General features: G+C 66.4%; 24 protein-coding genes and 1 tRNA gene. 10 read left to right on the top strand and 15 right to left on the bottom strand.

All coding sequences use genetic code 11. The features are described from left to right. Nucleotides 1-14: 14 nt before the first annotated feature. Nucleotides 15-374, top strand: a complete 360-nt coding sequence (locus ACQP2X_RS44375; RefSeq protein ID WP_498692167.1) for a winged helix-turn-helix transcriptional regulator — start codon at nt 15-17, stop codon at nt 372-374. Nucleotides 375-381: 7 nt separating this feature from the next. On the opposite strand, the gene ACQP2X_RS44370 is transcribed toward ACQP2X_RS44375, so the two are convergent. Continuing rightward, complete coding sequence (locus tag ACQP2X_RS44370; RefSeq protein ID WP_498692165.1) at nt 382-843, bottom strand: hypothetical protein; 462 nt, start codon at nt 841-843, stop codon at nt 382-384. A gap of 47 nt (nt 844-890) precedes the next feature. Between ACQP2X_RS44370 and ACQP2X_RS44365 the strand changes: the two genes are divergently transcribed. After that, nucleotides 891-2,036 (top strand): serine hydrolase domain-containing protein, encoded by a 1,146-nt coding sequence (locus ACQP2X_RS44365; protein ID WP_498692164.1) that lies wholly within the window; start codon nt 891-893, stop codon nt 2,034-2,036. Between the two features lie 9 nt (nt 2,037-2,045). After that, nucleotides 2,046-2,405: a nuclear transport factor 2 family protein gene (locus tag ACQP2X_RS44360; protein WP_498692162.1), complete on the top strand. Its 360-nt coding sequence runs from the start codon at nt 2,046-2,048 to the stop codon at nt 2,403-2,405. Here ACQP2X_RS44360 and ACQP2X_RS44355 read toward each other — a convergent pair. Then, on the bottom strand, nt 2,402-4,342 hold the full coding sequence (locus ACQP2X_RS44355) for a CocE/NonD family hydrolase (RefSeq protein WP_498692160.1): 1,941 nt from the start codon (nt 4,340-4,342) through the stop codon (nt 2,402-2,404). The two genes, ACQP2X_RS44360 and ACQP2X_RS44355, sit on opposite strands and share 4 nt — an antisense overlap. Before the next feature lie 110 nt (nt 4,343-4,452). Between ACQP2X_RS44355 and ACQP2X_RS44350 the strand changes: the two genes are divergently transcribed. Further along, nucleotides 4,453-6,429, top strand: coding sequence for a protein kinase domain-containing protein (locus tag ACQP2X_RS44350; protein ID WP_498692158.1), 1,977 nt, complete (start codon nt 4,453-4,455; stop codon nt 6,427-6,429). Here ACQP2X_RS44350 and ACQP2X_RS44345 read toward each other — a convergent pair. Continuing rightward, nucleotides 6,426-7,247, bottom strand: coding sequence for an ArsR/SmtB family transcription factor (locus ACQP2X_RS44345; RefSeq protein WP_498701238.1), 822 nt, complete (start codon nt 7,245-7,247; stop codon nt 6,426-6,428). The two genes, ACQP2X_RS44350 and ACQP2X_RS44345, sit on opposite strands and share 4 nt — an antisense overlap. A 140-nt stretch (nt 7,248-7,387) precedes the next feature. Between ACQP2X_RS44345 and ACQP2X_RS44340 the strand changes: the two genes are divergently transcribed. After that, nucleotides 7,388-8,176 (top strand): isocitrate lyase/PEP mutase family protein, encoded by a 789-nt coding sequence (locus tag ACQP2X_RS44340; RefSeq protein WP_498692157.1) that lies wholly within the window; start codon nt 7,388-7,390, stop codon nt 8,174-8,176. Here ACQP2X_RS44340 and ACQP2X_RS44335 read toward each other — a convergent pair. Further along, nucleotides 8,164-8,475, bottom strand: coding sequence for a hypothetical protein (locus ACQP2X_RS44335; RefSeq protein ID WP_498692154.1), 312 nt, complete (start codon nt 8,473-8,475; stop codon nt 8,164-8,166). The genes ACQP2X_RS44340 and ACQP2X_RS44335 overlap by 13 nt on opposite strands. Nucleotides 8,476-8,702: 227 nt before the next feature. On the opposite strand from ACQP2X_RS44335, the gene ACQP2X_RS44330 reads away from it, so the two are divergent. Next, nucleotides 8,703-9,155 carry a hypothetical protein gene (locus ACQP2X_RS44330; RefSeq protein ID WP_498692153.1) on the top strand — a complete coding sequence of 151 codons (453 nt, stop codon included), beginning with the start codon at nt 8,703-8,705 and terminating at the stop codon, nt 9,153-9,155. Between the two features lie 267 nt (nt 9,156-9,422). Here the strand turns inward: ACQP2X_RS44330 and ACQP2X_RS44325 are convergent. The 8 genes from ACQP2X_RS44325 to ACQP2X_RS44290 all read right to left on the bottom strand — a co-directional run bounded on the left by ACQP2X_RS44325 (nt 9,423) and on the right by ACQP2X_RS44290 (nt 15,178). Further along, nucleotides 9,423-9,489, bottom strand: a tRNA-Arg gene (locus ACQP2X_RS44325). 766 nt (nt 9,490-10,255) lie between these two features. Then, the gene (locus ACQP2X_RS44320; RefSeq protein ID WP_498692150.1) at nt 10,256-11,146 is read right to left on the bottom strand and encodes a DNA-processing protein DprA; all 891 of its coding nucleotides are present in this window, start codon (nt 11,144-11,146) and stop codon (nt 10,256-10,258) included. A 2-nt stretch (nt 11,147-11,148) separates the two neighbouring features. Beyond that, nucleotides 11,149-11,973 (bottom strand): phosphoribosyltransferase, encoded by an 825-nt coding sequence (locus ACQP2X_RS44315; protein WP_498692147.1) that lies wholly within the window; start codon nt 11,971-11,973, stop codon nt 11,149-11,151. A 731-nt stretch (nt 11,974-12,704) separates the two neighbouring features. Continuing rightward, on the bottom strand, nt 12,705-13,241 hold the full coding sequence (locus ACQP2X_RS44310; protein ID WP_498692144.1) for a hypothetical protein: 537 nt from the start codon (nt 13,239-13,241) through the stop codon (nt 12,705-12,707). A 214-nt stretch (nt 13,242-13,455) separates the two neighbouring features. Next, entirely contained in the window at nt 13,456-13,785 is a 330-nt protein-coding gene (locus ACQP2X_RS44305; protein WP_498692143.1) for a hypothetical protein, read from the bottom strand. Between the two features lies 1 nt (nt 13,786). Next, nucleotides 13,787-14,506 (bottom strand): hypothetical protein, encoded by a 720-nt coding sequence (locus ACQP2X_RS44300; protein WP_498692141.1) that lies wholly within the window; start codon nt 14,504-14,506, stop codon nt 13,787-13,789. Nucleotides 14,507-14,528: 22 nt separating this feature from the next. Continuing rightward, complete coding sequence (locus tag ACQP2X_RS44295; protein WP_498692140.1) at nt 14,529-14,861, bottom strand: hypothetical protein; 333 nt, start codon at nt 14,859-14,861, stop codon at nt 14,529-14,531. Further along, nucleotides 14,861-15,178 (bottom strand): hypothetical protein, encoded by a 318-nt coding sequence (locus ACQP2X_RS44290; protein WP_498692138.1) that lies wholly within the window; start codon nt 15,176-15,178, stop codon nt 14,861-14,863. The genes ACQP2X_RS44295 and ACQP2X_RS44290 overlap by 1 nt, the downstream gene beginning before the upstream one ends. A gap of 297 nt (nt 15,179-15,475) precedes the next feature. Here ACQP2X_RS44290 and ACQP2X_RS44285 point away from each other — a divergent pair, with 297 nt between their 5' ends. Beyond that, a complete protein-coding gene (locus ACQP2X_RS44285; RefSeq protein WP_498692137.1) occupies nt 15,476-15,970 on the top strand; it encodes a nucleoside-diphosphate kinase in 495 nt (164 codons plus the stop codon). Further along, a complete protein-coding gene (locus ACQP2X_RS44280; protein WP_498692135.1) occupies nt 15,970-16,287 on the top strand; it encodes a hypothetical protein in 318 nt (105 codons plus the stop codon). Before ACQP2X_RS44285 ends, ACQP2X_RS44280 begins: the two co-directional genes overlap by 1 nt. Nucleotides 16,288-16,302: 15 nt before the next feature. Here ACQP2X_RS44280 and ACQP2X_RS44275 read toward each other — a convergent pair whose 3' ends face one another. The 3 genes from ACQP2X_RS44275 to ACQP2X_RS44265 all read right to left on the bottom strand — a co-directional run bounded on the left by ACQP2X_RS44275 (nt 16,303) and on the right by ACQP2X_RS44265 (nt 17,803). After that, nucleotides 16,303-16,713, bottom strand: a complete 411-nt coding sequence (locus tag ACQP2X_RS44275) for an NUDIX hydrolase (protein WP_498692133.1) — start codon at nt 16,711-16,713, stop codon at nt 16,303-16,305. Further along, entirely contained in the window at nt 16,710-17,309 is a 600-nt protein-coding gene (locus ACQP2X_RS44270) for an NUDIX hydrolase (RefSeq protein ID WP_498692130.1), read from the bottom strand. Before ACQP2X_RS44270 ends, ACQP2X_RS44275 begins: the two co-directional genes overlap by 4 nt. Nucleotides 17,310-17,452: 143 nt before the next feature. After that, nucleotides 17,453-17,803, bottom strand: a complete 351-nt coding sequence (locus tag ACQP2X_RS44265) for a GntR family transcriptional regulator (RefSeq protein WP_498692129.1) — start codon at nt 17,801-17,803, stop codon at nt 17,453-17,455. A 135-nt stretch (nt 17,804-17,938) separates the two neighbouring features. Between ACQP2X_RS44265 and ACQP2X_RS44260 the strand changes: the two genes are divergently transcribed. Together ACQP2X_RS44260 and ACQP2X_RS44255 are read left to right on the top strand one after the other, a co-directional pair. Then, a complete protein-coding gene (locus ACQP2X_RS44260) occupies nt 17,939-18,214 on the top strand; it encodes a hypothetical protein (protein ID WP_498692126.1) in 276 nt (91 codons plus the stop codon). A 595-nt stretch (nt 18,215-18,809) separates the two neighbouring features. Further along, nucleotides 18,810-19,091, top strand: coding sequence for a DUF6284 family protein (locus tag ACQP2X_RS44255; protein ID WP_498692123.1), 282 nt, complete (start codon nt 18,810-18,812; stop codon nt 19,089-19,091). The last annotated feature ends 4 nt before the right edge of the window (nt 19,092-19,095 follow it).

The raw sequence follows: 19,095 nt of genomic DNA, 5'->3' as shown, positions 1-19,095 counted from the left end.
ACTAGGCTGCGGGCGTGGCAGATCGACAGAAGGCACTTCCGGGTGCCCATCAGGCTGTGGTGCCGGACGTGCTCGAGGAGAGCTGCGTGACCCGGCAGGCGCTGGAGCGGCTGGCCGTGAAGTGGCGGGTGCTGCTGATCTACTCGCTGCTGGCCGGGCCGCGGCGCCCGTCCGAGTTACGGCGGCGGGTTCCGGGGATCACCCAGAAGATGTTGACCGAGACCCTGCGCGGCATGGAGGCGGACGGGCTGGTCGAGCGGCGGGTCCTCAAGGAGGCCGCGCCCCAGCACGTCGAATATGAGCTGACGGCGCTCGGGCTCACGCTGGAGGAGCCGCTGGCCGCGATCTGCAAATGGGCCTCGGTCAATCATTGAGCCTCGGTCAATCATTGAGCTGGGCCCGCTCGATCTCGGCCAGGGCCGCTGTCATCACGGCCCTGGTCTCCCGGCCCTTCAGAAGCTCGGCCAGCAGCAGAGCGGCATGACGGGCCAGGACGTCCGGTTTCGGAGGTGGGGTGTCATCTTCCTCCAGTACGCCCAGAGCGCCCGCCAACAGGAGCAGGACGACGTGGGGGTCGACGTCGGGCTGCCAGGCGGCGGCCGACCGGACGGTGCGCTCCAGCACGTCGCGCACGGCATCGCCGTCGAGACCGTCGGGATGAGCCTCCTCCAGCAGGAGGCGGGTCGCGGTGCCCAGGACGAGACCGTGGTCGAGGACCGCCAGATCGGCCACGGCCACGGCCAGGGCGTCACCGTCATGCGCCTGGGCCGCGGCGACCGCCTCGGAGGCCGCGGCGGCGATGGGCCGGGCGGGAGCCGGCAGATGCCGCCAGTTCTGTTCCATGACGAGGACCATAACGACAACCTCCGACAAAAAAGGAAGATGACCTCATGGCATCTCAGCTGCAGCAAGCGATGGCCGCGCGGGTCGCGCGCGGCGACTTCCCGGGGCTGGTCGCGCTGGTCGCGCGGGGCGACGACGTGCTGGCCGAGGCGGTCGGGGTGACCGCGTTCGGCGGTGACACGCCGATGCGCCGCGACACGCCGTTCCGGATCGCCTCGATGACCAAGCCGGTGATGGCCGTGGCCACCCTGATGCTGGCCGAGGACGACGTGCTCGACCTCGAGCAGCCGGTCGCCAACTTCCTGCCCGAGCTGGCCGGGCAGCGCGTGCTCGCCCGGCCCGACGGGCCGCTGGGCGAGACGGTCGAGGCCGAGCGGCCGGTGACCGTGGAGGATCTGCTGACCTTCACGCTCGGCTTCGGCGCGGTCATCGACGGCGAGCAGGTCGACCCGCCGTGGCCGATCGTCCGGGCCTGGCAGGATCTCGACCTCCAGATGCTCGGGATGTTCCCGCGCATCCCGCACGAGCCGGACGAGTGGATCAAGCGGTTCGGCTCGCTGCCGCTGATCACCCAGCCGGGTCACCAGTGGCACTACAACGCGGGCACGCTCGTGCTGAGCGTGCTGCTCGCCCGGGCCGCCGGAAAGCCGCTGGGCGACCTGCTGCGCGAACGGATCTTCGAGCCGCTCGGCATGCGGAACACCGGCTTCTCGGCGCCGCTGCCGCTGGCCGCCGAGCTGCCGACGCCGTACGAGAACGGCGAGGTGCAGGAGCTGGGCGACTGGAGCCGGCCGCCGGCGTTCCCGTCCGGGTCGGGTGGCCTGATCTCCACCGCCGACGACTTCCTGGCCTTCGCCCGTCTGCTGATGAACAAGGGTGTCCGCGGCGGCACGCGGCTGCTCTCCGAGCAGTCGGTCACCGCGATGACCACCAACCACCTCACACCGGCCCAGATCGAGTCGGGTTCCTTCTTTCTCGAAGGCAGTGGTTGGGGCTACGGTCTGGCCGTCACGGTCAAGGCGGACGAGGTCTCCGGGCCGGGGCGGTACGGATGGTCCGGCGGGTTGGGCACGACGTGGTTCAACGACCCTCACGAGGGCATCACGTTGATCGTGTTGAGCCAGGTCTCCGACCTGCTGTGGAACGGGACGATCGGCGAGTTCGGCAAACTGGCGTACAGCATCCGTCCATAGGGAGGCGCGATGACAAGTCTCGACGCGGTGACGGCGTGGGTCGGCAACTATCGCAAGGCCTGGGAGACGAACGATCCGCGCCACATCGGCGACCTGTTCGCCGAGGACGCGGCGTACTTCACCGAGCCATATGCCAAGCCGTGGCTGGGCCGCGACACGATCGTCGAGAAGTGGCTCGAGATCAAGGACGAGCCCGGCTCCACGACCTTCGAGTGGCATCCGCTGCTGGTCACCGAGGAGCTCGCCATGATCGAGGCGACCACCACCTATCCGAATGACGTCTACAGCAACCTGTGGGTGCTGCGCCTGGACAATCTGGGGCAGGCCCGGCAGTTCACCGAGTGGTGGATGAAGCAGCCGCACCCTTAGGTGGCCGCCACCGGGAGCAGCAGTCGCGAGCCGGCACAGTGGATCGTGTGCACGGACGGGGTCAGGGTGCGGGACTCGGCCGGTGTGCCGGGCATGCCCGGGTTGCGGGCATAGCGCGGGAACGAGCCGCCGGAGATCTGCAGGCGGAGGCGGTGACCGGCGCGCAGGCGGTGGAAGCAGGAGTCCAGCGCCAGGGTGAGGTGGTGGACCTGGCCGGCCGGGACGGCGGGGTCGAGGCGGTGCAGGTGGTCGGAGAAGTTGCGGGAGCGGCCGTGGCCGTCGACGTCGCAGAGGCGCACGAAGACGTCGGCGTGCCCCGGGTCGACCGCGACGGCCAGCTCCAGCGTGGGTGAGCCGATCACGTCGACGGCGGTCGGCAGCGGATCGGTGGTGAAGGTGACCACGTCGGTCCGCGACTCCAGCTTGCGGTTGTCCTTGACACCCATCGACCCGGTCAGCGTGCGGCCGCCGACGGTCGGTGTGGGCCGCCGCGGGTCGTAGCGGAAGCTCACCGTCCCCTCCTCGGGCCCGACCCGGACGACGGGCACCGCCGGGATCGGCTCGGTGCCCGTCGGGTCGGCTGCGGGGCCGGTGGCGGCGAAGGTCGTCGGGTCGGCTGCGGGGCCGGTGGCGGCGAAGGTCGTCGGGTCGGACGCGGGGCCGGTGGCGTCGACGGTCGTCGGGTCGGACGCGGGGCCGGTGGCGGCGAAGGTCGTCGGGTCGGACGCGGGGCCGGTGGCGTCGACGGTCGTCGGGTCGGCTGCGGGGCCGGTGGCGGCGAAGGTCGGCGCGTCGGCCGCGGAGCCGATGGTGGGAAGCGCGGTCGGCGGAGCAATCGCGGGGGACGCGGAGAGCGTGAGCCGGCGTGAGGCGTGGAGCTGGAACACCGCCGGGGTGGCCGGCGGTGGCCAGGCGGGCAGGGCGTGCCAGCGGCGTTCGCCGGTGCGGTAGACGCGGACCGGGGAGCGGCGGGCCGGCGGGCCGTCTGCCAGATGCTGGTCGAGCCAGGCCAGGCCCTCGCGGGCCACGGCGCCGGCGCCCTGGAGGCCGAGCTGGAGGTGGGTCCAGGGGCCGACGGTCAGGGCCACTTCGACGCCGCGGGCGCGCAAGGATTCGTACTGGAAAAGGGTTTGGGTCAAGAAAAGATCTTGCCAACCACTGATCAGAAGCGTCGGCGTGGAAACGGTGGTGAGGGCGCCGCCGGCGCGATAGGGCTGCCACCACGGATCGTCGCCGTCGGGGTGCGAAAGCCATTCGCGATACCAGGGCGCGCGGCCGCGCAGAACCGGATCGGCCGCGTCCGGCATCGGCAGACCCGACAAAGCGGGGCGGAGTCGGCGCGGCGCGGAGGCGCCGTTGCGTACACGGGAAAGCAGTCCGCCGTCCTCCTGATGGGCGATCATGTCGCTCCAGCCGAGGAAATCGCCGACGGTGAACGCGCCCGTGCCGAAGACGGCCTCGCGGAAATCGTGCGGACCGACCAGAACGATCGCGGCGCGCAACTCGGGCGGCGGATCCTGCATGAGCGCCCATTGCGCCCAGCCCAGATAGGACGCGCCCATGGTGGCCAGCCGGCCGTCGAACCAGGACTGTTTTCGCAGCCAGGCCACCGTGTCCTGCCCGTCCGAGGCCTCCTGCGCCATGGGGCGGAAAGAGCCTCCGGAGCCGAAAGTGCCCCGCACGCTCTGAATCAGCACGTGGTAGCCGCGTGCCGCGTAGAGCCGCCCCTCCAGGGCCGAGGAGGGAAATCCGCGACCGTACGGGGTGCGGATCAGCACCGTGCCTTTCGGGCGGGTGACGCGCGGCGCGAAATGGTCGGCGACCAGATCGACGCCGTCGCGCATGGGCACCCGCACGGCGGCCACCGAGTAGTCGTTGGCCGCCGGGGCGACCCGCAACAATCGCCCGAGAGCCGCGTCCGCGAAACGAAATGCCATGATCAATTCCTCCCCGGTCCGGCAAGAACAATAATCCGAATGCGAATGTGAATGCCATTCGAGTGGGTCTCGGATGTGCGATTTTCCGGCGAGACGGGCACACTGCCACGGTGGAGGTTCGGGAAACACTCGGCGGCCGATACAAATTGCTCGGTGAGCTCGGCCGCGGCGGCATGGCGGTGGTGTGGCGCGCCCGCGACGAGGTGCTCGGGCGCCGGGTCGCGGTGAAGGTGCTGGCCGCCCGTTTCGCGGGCGACCCGCAGTCGCGCGCCCGCATCCGCGACGAGGCCCGCGCGGCGGCGACCCTCTCCCATCCGAACATCGCCCAGGTCTACGACTTCGGCGAGGCGTCCGAGACGGGCACGCCGTTGCCGTACGTGGTGATGGAGCTGATCAACGGTCCCACCCTCCAACAGAGAGTGGCGTCGGGCCCGCTGCCGCCGCGCAAGGTCTTCCGCATCTGCGGCGAGGTGGCGGCGGCCCTGGCCGCGGCGCACGCGGACGGCCTGGTGCACCGGGACATCAAGATGGCGAACATCATGGTCACGCCGGCCGGGGCCAAGGTGGTGGATTTCGGCATCGCGGCGGCGGTGGGCCTGGAGCCGGAGGAGATGCTGGTGGGGACGCCGGCGTACCTGGCACCGGAACGTCTCTCGGGGGCGGCGGTGGAGCCGGCCTCCGATGTGTACGCCCTCGGGGTGCTCCTCTACCGGCTGCTGGCGCACGAGTCGCCGTGGAGCGTGGAGAGCACGACGCAGATGTTGCGGGCCCACGTTCATGTGGAGCCGGCGCCCCTGCCGGACCTGCCCGGCGTGCCGGCGACGGTGGCGGATCTGATTACCCGCTGTCTCCGCAAGGACCCTACGGAGCGTCCGACCGCGAGCGAGGTCTCGGCCATCCTGGCCGACGCGGACGAGGCTTTTGCCGTACGCGATGAAGCACGCGAAACACCCACAAGGATCCCGAGCCCGACATTGCCGGAGGAGGACGCACACACCGCACCCAGCGGTCGGGTCGGCGTGTCCGAGGGCCGCAGCGCTTCGAGTCGCGGGTATGCCGGGAGCGGGGGCGCCGGCTCGGCCGGCTGGGGCGCGGGGAGCGAAGCCGCCGGGTCGGCTGGCCGAGGCGCCGGCTCAGGGAGCGAAGTCGCCGGGTCGACCGGTTGGGATGCCGGCTCCGGGAGTGGGGCCGGACGGGATGTCGGCTCTGGAAACAACGCTGGCCGGGGCGTCGGCTCCGGGAACAGCGCTGGCCGGGGTGTCGGCTCTGGGAACAACGCTGGCTGGGGTGTCGGCTCTGGGGACGAGGGCGGCCGGGGCGCCGACGTGGCGAGCGCGGGCGGCGTTCCGGCTGATGAGGGCAGGCGGCCGGCTCGGCGTGGTGGCGACGGGCGCGTCTCGTACGACCGGGGGAGCGCCGCGGCGGTGACCCGGGTTCATCCTGGCGCGAGCCCGGTGGGTGGGCTTGCGGTTGGGGGCGGGCTGCGGCGCGTACCGCCGAAAGCGCGCAAGCCTCTCTTAGCGGGCGGCGCCGCAGTGGCCCTGACCGTCGCCGGGCTCGCGGTCTGGGGTCTGGCCGGCGACGAGAAGGGCGAGCGGCGGCAGGAAGCCGTCGTCGCGCCCACCTCGCCCGGGCCCGCCGCGAGCCGAGGGCTGGGGTCACCGACGGTGCGCCCCACCCGTGACGCCCACGCACCCGCCGTCACCCAGTCGTCCGGACACGGTGTGACCGTCTCCAGTGGACCGCCACCGTCCGTGGGCGTGCCCCTGGTGCCGATCGTGCCGTCCGGCAGCGCGGCACCCACCCCCAGCGACTCGGCCGAGGCCCCACCGCCGTCGTCGGCCGCGCCGCCCGAGGGCAAGCGGCTCGGGTCGGCCGGCGGTTCGGTCTACGCCGTCTGCGAGCAGGGGAAGGCCCGGCTGACGAGCTGGGAGCCGGCCGCCGGCTACACGGCCAAGGAGGTCGAGGCGGGCCCGGCCTTCACCGCGCGCATACTCTTCGCCACGATTGACAAGCCGGCTAAGAAATACCGCATCACCGTGACCTGCGTGGCCGGCCAGCCGACACCTGTGGTGTTGCCGCTCTAGAGCGCCGCCGACACCAGCGCGTCCGCCACCGACGTCCGGCTGTTCAGCACGGCCCGTCCCTGACGGTGCGTGGTGACCAACCCGGCGGCACGGAGCGTGCCCAGATGTTGTGACACCCCACCCGCCGTGATGCCGGTGCGGCGGGCCAGCTCGGTCGTCGACAGCGGTGCCGACAGCTCGGTGAGGATCCGGGCCCGCCCGCGGCCCAGCACGGCGCTCAACGCGTCCGGCGGCTGGGACGACCGTTCCCACAGCGTGGCCACGCCGCGTGCCGGGTACGCGATCTGTGGAACCTCGCCGGCCGAGACGGTCATGACCGTGGGCCACACGAACACCGACGGGATCAGCACCAGCCCGCTGCCGGCGGGCACGTCCGGCGCCAGGCAGTGCGGTTGATCGACCCGAAGCACCCCGTCGGCCCAGCTGACACTGGGATGCAGGTCGTTGAGGACGGCGTCGGCCCCCTCGGACGCCAGCCGCCGGGCCTGGCGCTGCACCTCGGCGTCGAGCAGGGCGCGCCTCCGCGGCCAGTCCGGTTTGACGGCAGTGGCCCAATATGCGGCGATCTCGTCGGCCAGACGGGCCAGGCCACCGACCGGATCATCGTGGAGGGCGCGCACGGGCGAGGCCATCAACGCCGTCTGCGCCCGTACGACCGAAGGGTCTGTCTCCAGCAATCCGGCCAGCTCGCGGTCGAGATCGGGCGACAACCCCGTCGGCGCCGGCGTCAGAAAATCGGGCGTGTAGCCACCGATCGGCGCCACCAGCCGCCCCAGCAGACCTCCAAGATCTTTGTTCCGTCGTACGCCGGCAAGCACCTCCCACAAGCACGACACGGCAAAACGGACACGCGTCGCCGAGACCGCCGACAGGGCGATGGAGACCAATTCCGACTCCGTGGTTTTAGCTGGGACTCAAACCTTACGGCCCTGGCCGGTCATCGCGAAGACTCGTTCCCGTGAACGAAAAAGCCGCTCTCTTCCGGTCCCTGCACACCCCTGGCACCCCGCTCGTCCTCGTCAACGCCTGGGACGCGGCGACCGCCCGGATCGCCGCCGCCGCGGGCTCGCCGGCCGTCGCCACGACCAGCGCCGGGGTGGCCTGGAGCCTGGGCGCCCCCGACGGCGACGCGCTCGACCGGGACGAAGCGATCGCCCTGATCCGCCGGGTCGCCGCCGCCGTCTCGGTGCCCGTGACGGCCGACATCGAGTCGGGTTTCGGTGCGACTCCGGCTGAGGTCGCCGAGACCGTACGGCTGGTGGTCGCGGCCGGCGCGGTCGGCGTGAACATCGAGGACGGCAGCCGATCCGTCGACGAGCAGTCGGCCCGGATCGCGGCCGCCCGCGATGCCGCCGGCGACGGCCTGTTCATCAACGCGCGGCTCGACGCCTACCTGCGGGGACGCGGCGACCTGGAGGAGACCGTGTCCCGGGCCGCGGCCCTGGTCGAGGCGGGCGCCGACGGCATCTTCGTGCCCGGCGTGGTCGACCCGTCCCTGGTGGCGGCCCTGGCCGAGCGCATCGCGGCCCCGCTCAACATCCTGACCGGCCCGGGCGCGCCCACGGTCGGCGAGCTGGCCAAGCTGGGCGTGGCCCGGGTCAGCCTCGGCTCGTGGGTGGCCGAGGCCGCGTACGACATGTTCCGTCGCGTCACCACGCGGGCGCTGAGCCAGGGCACGTACGCGGAAGAGCTCGCCGAGTCGTATGACTTCGGCGAGCTCAACGAGTTGATGCGCTATTCGGCGTAACGGGTGGGCGGGAACGGGTTGTCCTTGCTGAGGGGAACGTTCTCGCCCTCCGCCTCCTGCCGCGCCGTCACACTCTCGATGTCCTGCTCGACACTGTCGGCCTGCGGGTCGTACGGCACCGGGTCGTCAGTGGCCGGCGGAACATCCCCCCGGTCGTACGCCGTAACACCGGCCTCGGCCCGCTCCTCTTCCGTCCGGCGCGCCAGCTCGTCGTCATCGAGGTGCGCGGGGCGGCCACCGTGGAACCGGCGGTCACGCTCACCCTCAGCCGCCTCGGTATTGAAGTTCTCCCTGGTCATGTCGCTATCCCCTTCCCTCTCGGGCCAGCGTTTACCCGGCGCCACGCACCCATAACCGAAGCTGTCACGCGCGTCACGGTGATCGTCTACAGCAGACGCGCTCCGTAATCAAGACATCGACTGAGCTTGATCATGCTGTTAGCGTCAGCACGGGCGATGCGAATTGCGGAGGGCTTATGAAAACGCCAGGAAAAACAATTAGCCGATTCTCGATTATCCGCCGGTTAATGGCAGTTGTCGCGGTCTGCATCGCGGCGCTCGCGCTGACGGCGGCTCCCGCTCAGGCGGCGACGGTGTGGAGCCCGTGCTACACGCCGTGGGGCGGGGTTCAGGTCTGCCCGTACGCCAACGGCGATTCCTACCCGACTCACCCGGGCAGGTGGGTGTTCTTCAACTCCGCCGTCCTGGTCTCTCCCGGCGCTACGGGCGCTTCCTCCTGCGTGGTGACCGGCTGGGCGAAGATGGTCACCCGTGACACCAGCTGGGAGACGCCCCGCTATCAGCGGTCCTGCACCTCCGAGCTGAAGAACCCCGGCCTGCCCTCCACGAACACCGACGCTTTCCTGGACAGCGGAACAACCGCGGAGGCCATGTACCCGGCCATGTGCATCACTTTGCGCTGGGACACAGGTGACACCCGTCAACAGTGCTGGGCCGGCCCCTACACCCTAGTCTTCTGACCTACCCGGCCGTCCGTTCCGCTCCTGGACCGGACGGCCACCTTTTCATCAGCAATGGCCCACTCACGAATAGCGACCGCACATTCGCAGAAGCCCCACCCGTTCTTCCCCAGATGTGACCGCAAGAATTCCCCCAACCCCAACCACCGGGATGGGGGATCCGGGGGACCTCCCCACGGCGTGGGGTCTGGGGCTCGGGCCCCAGGAGAAAAAGCACGAGTCCCCAGCCCGCGCTCTCCAGCGGGCAGGGGACTCCCAGACTCGTGCCCCCGGCAGGATTCGAACCTGCGCTTTCGCCTCCGGAGGGCTGCGCTCAAAGGTGGCTAGGTGAGCCGCTGACATGGCGCAACGCTGTGCCGGGCGAGAGGAAGACGTCTTGCTCGGTACGTATTCGGTGAAGACAGCGGGAGGGAGGACGGTCTCGGCCGACCCCCACCAAGCTAGGCCTTGGACGGTAGGCGGCCGCCTGCGAGTGTTCCCGTTCCGCCTGCTGTGGTCGGCTATAAGGCGTGTCGTGTTCAGACTTCCTGTACGCCATCAAATGCAGCCCGAAACCGGCCGCTCACGCCACCGCCAGGGGCGTCCGGCGCTTAGCTGGTGCAGACGTTGGCCATGCGGCAGCCCGTCGGCTGGCGTACAGGAGCGGATCGAGCCGCGGCGACGACCGGTCGACGGCCTGGGCGCGCCGCGTGGTCGAGCAGCTTCGCCGGCCCCCAGGGCGCGTTACGGCCGTCGAGCACCGGGGTGCGGCAGCGCGAGCATGGCGTCCGGGCCCCCTTCATCGTCAAGGACGCTTCGTCTCGCCACGCGACGGCCACAAAATCGACAGCGCTGGACAGCGGAGCCCTCTGCGATCCTGCGCGGTCAAGGGTCAAGCCGAGGCCTAACCGCAGGTAGGCACACGCCGCCACTGACTCGGTCGCTGCACTCGCTAACGTCAAGTCTGACTTTGACACCGGAGAGCCGAATAGATGCCAACCCAGGGGCCCCGGTACATTCGCGTTAGGGGAACCTAAAGAAAAGCACGGTGGACTAGATGCTCAAGGAGTCCAGCGTCGATGATGGCATCAAGCTGTCAGCATCAGTGGATAGGTCTCTGCTCATATAAGTGACATTTGTTCTTGAATGATAGGTTCATCTCGCCCGTATAAGTCCTGCATTTCCAGTCCAAGCTGAGTTCGCGTCGATACGGCGACTCCGCCTTTGTCGAGAAGAATTCGGTTTCCAGGTGGGGTGCTTCCGCCAAAGTCCAGGACGAAGAGGCGGCGATGAGCGGAGAGGGCGCCCTCGCCTGCTGCTAGCGTTCCGCCTTTTTCTCCGGCCTCGATCACAACGAGTGCCATGCCAAGGCCGTAAATAATCTTGTTGCGGGTCATTGCTGCGCCGGCCATCCAGCGTTGAGTCGGAGGAAACTGAGAAACAACCAGAACGTTATCTGGCTTGAACAGTGATCGCGTGAAAGCCTTCTTGATGCGGAAGTGGTCGAACCCTTCCGCTAGAACAATGATCGTCTGCCCGCCTCGTTCCAGCGCGGCCAAATGTGTCTCGGTGTCGACACCCTTTGCGTAGCCTGAAACCACGACAATGCCGCGACTTTCTGCCTCTTCGCCGCACGCTCGGGCGGCCTTAAGGCCCAGTTCAGAGACGTTGCGAGACCCGCACATACCAATGCTGGGCGCTTTAAAGAGGCCAACATTTCCCCAGTAGAATAAAACCGGGCTCGTGGATGATAGCTTCCCGAGTTGATGCGGATAGTTCTCATCCCCCAGAAGAACCGCATCAATACCCTTATGTGCCATGTCGGCGGCTTTCTCCAACACGGTGGTTCGTTGTTCAAGTGGCAGCTCGCGGAAGCGTTGCCGTAACCCTTCGCGTCCTCTTCCAGCCAGTTCGGAAGAGATGCGCGTCGGAGTGCGTGGACTAATGAATGCCGTAAGGGCAAGGGTTAAGGACTCATTTTGCAAAGCGCTCCCAGCGCTTCCTGTAGTCATAGCTAGCTCCTTATTGTCTTAACAGCCGCCAATCCAAACACCCGGGTTGCTCCGGCTTTGCGTGCCGCGTGAGCGACGGCCTGCATGGAGCTGCCACTTCTGTATACGTCATCAACAATAATAACAGGTCCTCGAACTTTCGTGGGCATCTCAACGTTACCCATTAGTCCAGAAGTGTTTCCCTCTTTCGCTTCGCTTCGAGCCCCGATCGAGCAGGTCGTAGCGATCAGCCTCTTTTTCGTGGCGTCCGCCACTCTGGCCGCATACTTCTCTCCGAAGCTTTCACCGTCTGCCTTGCTGCCAGGAATTGACAGCACATATTCGACATTTGCGTACAGCGGGTGCGCACGGATGAAATCGACCGTCAAGTCAACGAGCTTGGTTAGTGCTGTTGCCTGCCGCCACGGTGTAAGGCGGTAGTACTTGCCGCGATGAACCAGGCCGCCAACGTACGTATTAGCCCAATCATGTGGATCAATATCCTCTTCTACCTTTTTGTACCAATCGAACGCGATGGCGACATCCAACTTCGGAGCCCGGCGCATAGAGAGGACATCCGTGAGGAGCTTCAGCATGGGGGTTAGGCCGCTAGGCAGCCCACGCGCCATCTCGAAGCGATGTGACCAAGTTGGCTGCCGGCTCGCCGGCACCGCGACTGGGCGTGCAGCGCCGGCGAAGGCGATCTGGACCTGCCGAGCGACTTCATCTGGCCCGCGCAGGTCCACCCATCGACGTGCGGCTTCAGGATCCACGGGTCTCCTGAGTTGGTAGTCCTCGAGCCGGTTGGCCCGCGAGTTCGGCACGAATGCTGGCCGAAGGTCGTCCATGGAGTGCTCCTGTAACGGATAACGCAGTGGGGGGCGTGACGTTACGACATGGTCACACATTGCATTACCGGACGGGAGGGGTGCGACAGGGAGGTTCCGGACATCGACGGCGGCGAGTCGTTGAGTCGCAATGCGATGCGGCCTAGGCTCAAGATCGATCATGAAACATCTCCAGGGGCGTCGTCGGAGTACCCCTAGCAGTAGCACCTGGGTATGACACTTCCGGTTCGAGCCTTGGCAGCCCCCCTCCGTCGAGTGACGAAACAAGCGGCTGCTGCACGCTCCCCTCGGCTCATCTCCTCTGAAGGCGCTGGTGAGTGCGGGGCCTTACGGCCTGTGAGCAGCAGGCGCACGCTTCTAGGTCCGCCGCCGTGTGCCCGCGCAGCGCACTGTCGCGTATCAGAAAAGACGCCATATCCCCTTCGTTGACAGGCGACCCGTAGCACAGTCGTTGCAGGTGGCTGAAGCGGCGGGGAGGGGTGCACCATGGCGGTCATACGTTTTGAGTTGCTCGTGGAGACTGCTGACGGCGAGAACTTCGTACACATCGGGGACGTTCTGGGCCTCGCTCTACAGGAGGGTCTCGGTGAACTCCGACAGGCTGCGCTCGGCATGGTCAAGGCCGAACCGATGTCAATTGAGGAAGCGCTCCCTACGATGAACGTCATGCGAGTTCAGGGACCGAGTGGTCCGCCCACTAGGTGGCTAATCAACTTTCCGAATAAGTCGAGCTAACCTGTCTGATGCCGCGGTCGGCCTTGCGGTGGAATCGAAGCAGGTGTAGAAGGCGTAGAACTGGCGGGCTCTGATGGACTGACGGTCGCATCCGGTTGCGTTTGCTCCACGACCCGCCGCACGATCTCCTCCACCTGCTGAGGTGTAATAGTTGGTTCCTGCTGTTTGTCCTGCATGTAGGACATGAGGGCGATAATGATGCTGAGGATGCTCACCACGATCGAGACGAATTGATAGTAGTCGATCTTATTATCTGGAAGGTTTGGGGCCAATTCGGCAAACTGGGGATGTTCAGCAAGAAAAGCGGCAACTTGCGCAGGAGTGTACTGCTGCTTCTGCGCGCGTCGCATCGCTTCCGCCAGCTCCTGATATTCCGGCAGAGAGGCGTTGGCATCACTGAGCGAACTCGTCAATATCCTGATGGTGGTGGAAAGGCGTGTTTGGCCATCTACCGCAATTAGCCGTCCGGTAGTCGCGAATCCGTAATCGCTGCTTCCCGTATCGTCGCTAATCTCGCGCTTGTGTTCAGTCATCGGCTTCCCTTCGTGCGAATGTTCCACGGTTCACGATTGCTTGTATCTTGTGTGGAAGCGGTTCGTCGGCAGGCGGGAGTACGTGGGTCCCGCCTGCCGTTCGGCTGCCGCGGCCCGCTTGGGATGCCAAACGAAGTGTGCAGGCCTGGGATAAACGGCCTTCCCTTCTGGTTCAAGAGGCGCGGTGTAACTCACCTCAGTAGCCACCCCAGGATCAAGAAGTCCCAGAACTGCTCGGTGGCTCGCTCGGCAAGCCAAGTTGCTCGCGTGCCGCCGCGAGTTGCTGTTGACGCTCCTCGTCGGTGAGGCTGGCCTGCCGTTCCTGGAAGCGCTCGACAGCGCCGGTGAGGGGATTGGCGTATGCCGAGCTTTGGCCGACGTCCCGCAGTTGGATTCGGCCGTCGAGGATGTCTCGGGCCATCTCGGCGAGGTCGGAGCCGGCGGCGCCGTTCTTGAGCCGGTCGAGGGCGCTTTTGATTGCTCGGGCAGTGGCAGGGTTCCCGGCCATCTGTTCGAGCTCACGGTTGAGGTTGTCGTCGGTCACATCAGTTCCCGGGGCCGGTGTATGCGGTGGCGGGCAGGGGCACCGCGGCGAGGTCGCCGCCTTGGTAGGCGGCGTCCATGACGGCGCCGAATAGGCCGAGGATGACTGTGCCGGCGGTGTTGATGATGATCGAGGCGTCGTTGATCAGTTGAAGCATGTCGAGCACGATCAAGGCGGCAGCGCCGTATCCTGCAACGGCTCCCACGCCGGTCTCGATGAGGGCGGTGCCGACAGCCGCGGCGATGGTGGCCAGGATGGCTTTGTCGGCCAGCGCTTGGAGGATGTTGCCGAGTTGGTTGGATAGCTGCCATGCCCCTTGGGCGGCCTTGTGGTAACTGTCCTGTGTTTTGGCGATGGCGAACTGCTGGCCGCTGGTGGCGGCAGCGAGGTCGGAGAAGTATTTGTAGGCCGCGTCGCTGGCGTTGCCGTCCCAGGAGGCGTCGAGGCGCAGCATGCCAGTCTGGATGTTGATGCCCATCTGCTGCATGGATTGGGCGAGGTTGGCCATGGCGTCGCCGAACTTCCAAAGCTTTTCCCAGTCGCCACTGAGCCAGTCGGTCATCCAGCCGAACACGTCAAAGCCGGTGAGCTTCTCGATGGCAGCGTTCAACCAAGCCGACGGGCTGACGTAGTTGAACAGGTCGATCGGGTTGACGAAGCCTTGACTGATGCTGTCGTCGGGCTTGGCCGGCTCTTGCAGGAATCTGGTTGGGTCGTCCATAGCGGTTCCCCCGTGTGTTGGTTCAGTCCCTGGACACCGACGGCCGTGGCGCGGCCGGGTAGGAGGCGTCGACCTTCGCGGCGGAAGCTTCGTCAGCGGTCTCATACGTCGCGGCAAGCTGCTTGAGCGCTGCATCAGAGGTGTCGAGCAGGTCGCCCAGGTGGTCGAGCATCCGGTTGAGGGCGTCGACGAAGTTGTCGTGTGACGGCATGACGGTTCCGATCAGGCCCTTCTCGTGGCCGCTGAGCAGACCGTGCTTGTTGACGTAGCTCTTGGCTGTATTCGCAGCTTGGCGGACAGCGGCGAGATCGTCGCCGTACTGGCGGACCGCTTCAGGCTCGACGCGGAAGCTCATCAATCCCCCATGGCGTTCAAGATGACTCCGGTGGCGATGAGCAGGACCAAGCCGATTGTCCCGTACAGCGCGCATGCGCGAAGGAGCGGCTTTGCTCCCTGCGGGTCGTCGGCGCGGTGGAGCTTGATCGCATCGCGCGCCGAGATGAAGAAAGCGGCCCCGGGCAGCAGGAGGAACGCGTAGCCCATGACTGGAAGCGTGTTGCCGGTTGCAATACCGATTATCGCTGCAACCAGAACCAGCAGGTAGACGAAGGTCAGGAGCAGCGCGAGCTTGCCAACGACAAGCTGTAGCTCCCTTACAGGATCACGCACCATGCCGCCTTCCGATTCCGGTTCTCCAGGACGGTACCAATCGACAGCCAACGAACTAAGACCCAATCTCGGCGGCGCGATAGGTGGTTGCGGAGCGTAAAGTTGCTGAGCGCCTAGCTGCTGGGTGACAGGGGTGACGGGTCTTTGTATATGCCTGTCATCTGGTCGCTATCGCCAATACTTTTGCGACATGCGAATGGGCGCCAGGTGTTCAATGTGAATCCATTTCCAGGTGTCTGATTGGCGTAGCGACGGGTGCGGTATCCTGAGTTCCTTCGATCTCGAACTGGAGCCTTTGCTGTGGCTGATGTTGAACGCACTCTTGTCCTGTTGAAGCCCGATGCGGTGGCTCGTGGTCTGATCGGCCGTGTGATCCAGCGCTTCGAGGACGCGGGGCTGAAGGTCGTCGGCACCAAAATGGTGCAGATGGATGCAGACCTGGCGAAGAAGCACTACTTCGACCTGGAGGAGCGGTTCGGCAAAGAGGTCTTCGACCTCACTGCGAGCTTCATGCAGATGGGGCCGGTTATCGCGCTCGTGCTTGAGGGCGTCGAGGCTGTCGCCAACGTCCGGCGTCTGGTGGGCTCCACCTTCCCGGACCAATCGGCGCCGGGGACCATCCGCGGAGACTTCGCGCATGTCTCGAAGGCGTACTCGCAGTCCAACAAGATCGTTGCAGCGAACCTCGTGCACGCGTCGGGCAAGCCTGATGAGGCTAAGTACGAGATCGAGCTTTGGTTCAACGCCTCCGAGCTGTACGACTATCAGACCGTGGCCGAGAAGTACACGTTCTGATGGCCGACGAAGGGATCGAGCAGCGGCCTTCGCTGAGCGATGTCCGCAAGCAGTACGAGGAAGAGCTCTACTTCCAGGACGATCGAGCGTCGGCTGAGTACGCGTACGCGCTTGCTGTGCGGCTGCGCGAGATCGGGCTCTTCAGTGAGGCCCGCCGGTTCGCCGGGGAGTGCCTTGAGATCGCCGAGCGGCTGCCCGCGAACACGCTTGATGATGTGGTTTCCACCAAGGCGTCGGTGGGCGGTGTTCCGTTGCCGGAACACTTCCACGACGGTGTGGTTCGGTCCCGGCTGGCTGACCTGCTCGGATCGGCCTAGCCAGCCGAGGACAGGTCAGCGCAGGTTAGCGTCCAGATGTTCTTGGACGGGGCCGAAGAACGGGTATGGAACCTTGGCGGCAAGGGTGGCGCGGTCGCACCACGCCACCTCTGCCAACTCTTCCTCGTCGGCTGTGTAGGCGGTCCCGTCCACCACGTCGCAGGCTGTGTAGATCATTGTTCTGCCCGTGTTGGGGTGGACCCGCACGCCAAGGCTGCCGCTCGCCCGCACGGTGAGGCCCGTCTCCTCCCGAGTCTCCCGAACGGCAGCATCTTCGCCGGTCTCGCCGGGCTCGACCTCTCCGGCCGGGAATTGCCAGGAAAGCTGACCTTCCTTCACGCGCCGGCGGACCATGAGAACTTGGCCGTCGTTGACGATGACAGCCGCCGCGATGGCCGGACGTTCTTCGGTGATGGGCTCGCTCATTGTTCCCTTTCCAAGGCGTGCAGAACTGGCGCGAAGATGCGCTGTTTCGGGATGAACCGGGTGACGTCTTCCTTCGGCGCCCACAGAGCGCCGGTGTTCTCGATCTCGTCGCGGTTCTCGACCTCGCCGGCGAGGTAGTCGCAGAGGAAGTAGCTGGCGCGGACGCCTGATAGCGGGTGGATGCGGCCGCCGAGTTCGTCGCGGACCGAGCAGTGCACGCCTGTCTCAGCGAGGGTTTCGCGGATGGCGACGGTCGCGGCGCTGGCGCCCGGTTTGACGATGCCTGCGGGAAATTGCCAAGTGATGCCGCTCGGGTCGGCGTCGCGCCGGCAGACCAGCAAGACATCGCCGTTCTTCAGGACGACAGCGATGGCGACTGCGAGGGCCACGGCGTCACCGATCGATGCGGCCTCGGCGTCGTCATCGGCCTTGAGCTGGCGCGCGAAGCGCAGCTTGGCGGCTTCGTCGGCCCGGCTGTATGTCGTATCGAGGGCCCGTTGCAGTTCTGGCCGGATGACGATCTCCGGCCGCTCACTCCATGACGCGATCGTGCGCTTCGCAACGCCGACCAGAGCGGCCATCTCATCCTGGGACATCCGTAGCGCTGCTTGGAGCGCGGTGGCGTGGCGACCAGTCCACTGATCGATGACCGTTTGCCGTGCCGGCTGGTTCATGACGCCCTCGGGCAGGGCGTGTCCGTCTGTGCTGTTTGGGTTCGGCGCAGACCGGAAGGCATCGGTCAGTCGACAACCGCAAGCGTGGTTCCGGCGGGGTAGGTCTCGACGTCACCGTTAGCGCGGGTAATCGTGACGGCGGCGGACGAGGTGAGGCTGTCGCCAGCTCTTAGCTCGACCTGCTCCGGTGCCTCGGCGACAAAAGTCCCGTGACCGTGGCGAATCTCGATCAGGCCCTCGGTCCGCAGGACCCCGAGAGCGCGGCGCACGGTCTCCCGGGCCAAGCCGAACTCGTCGTGAAGATCCTTCTCCGAGGGCATCCGCTGGCCGACTTGTAACTCTCCGCTGCGAATGCGATCGCGAAGAAGGCTGGCTAGCTGCCGGTATGCAGCACCTTCGCGATCCGGAGTGATCATGTGATCACATTAGGTACACGTGAATAGGCCTCAGGGCGTGTATGCGTCTAGACGTCTAGAGCGTTCCGAGTCATGCTGTAACAGCAGGCTCGATGGCACTCATCTGCCACAAGTGACGCTGGAAAGGATCGAGGCATGCCGGCCGAGACTCGGGAACGCTGTCCCCTTTACTGCACGACTAACCACAAGCGCGACGACACGAAACACGCTCACCTCATCGCGGAGGTGGACGTTGTCAGCGACAAGGGCATCGTTGCTGTCAACCTCGTACGCCGGGGTCAGTTTGACGAGGTCGAGTTGATGATGGGCCGGGGCTGGAGTGAGCCCGCGATCACGGACATGACGGTTGAGGAGGCGCGGGCGTTGCGCGATGCGCTCAACGTCGCGGTGGCAGTCCTGGAGCGTACGTAACCCGACCTGAAGGGACTTGAGCCCCGGACGCCGTCGGCGTTCGGGGCTCTTCTTCATCACAACTGCATCGAAAATGCGTCGGGAATGCTTTTCGCCTCATCGGCGGCGCGCGGGTTCTCCGGTTGACTTGGTCTCACCGGAAAGCAGCGTCTACGAAGGAGGTGAAGGCTCAGTGTCCGGAGCGACTTCCGTTGACCCGCGGCGCGGCCGGGATGCTTGCCACTCGCGAACGGCCGCCGGCCGCCAAGCGGGCGAACGTCCGAACATGCGATCAGCCGCCGGCGCTTGGCCGCGCGAAACGTAAGCCGCCCAGGTGACGCGACTGATCGGCGCTCCGGCTGAACGCAAGAACGCCAGAACGTCTTCGGTCGTCCACCAGTCTTCAGGTAGCTCGCTGCTCGCCTCGGCCATCACCGGGGAGGTTAGCAGTCGACTAGGGGAGATCTGCGGGGCGACTTCGCCCCGGCCCCGGCGGCGCCCTGCCTACCACCCGCTCAGCAACTGATCTTGTATCGCCGATCGCGGCTCTTCGCTTGCTCGAATACAACGTCACGTTGTAAGTTGCGGACTTGAGTGCAACTTCAAGTTGTATTCAGTGCGCGTCGTGCTCGATCGGCATCAACCCGGAGGGACATCCGTGTACCGCATCCCGTTGCCTGACGAGCCCACGCCCGCGCACCTCGCCGCGATCGAGCGTGAACAGCGCCTCCTCGAAGCCGAGATCGCGCTGGTCGACGCCGAAATCCGCTTCCTCACCGCCGAGCCGGCCCCGACCCAGCTCGACTGGCGTCGCCTCCGGCGCGCCCAGAACCGTGTCCTGCGCGAGATGGCCGCCCTAGTCGAGCGCTACCTCCGCTCGATCGACGAGGTGGCCTGATGCC

Source organism: Actinoplanes sp. CA-131856, assembly GCF_050956135.1.
In the GTDB taxonomy this organism is placed as follows: domain Bacteria; phylum Actinomycetota; class Actinomycetes; order Mycobacteriales; family Micromonosporaceae; genus Actinoplanes.
This window is presented reverse-complemented; position numbering and strand designations above follow the sequence as displayed.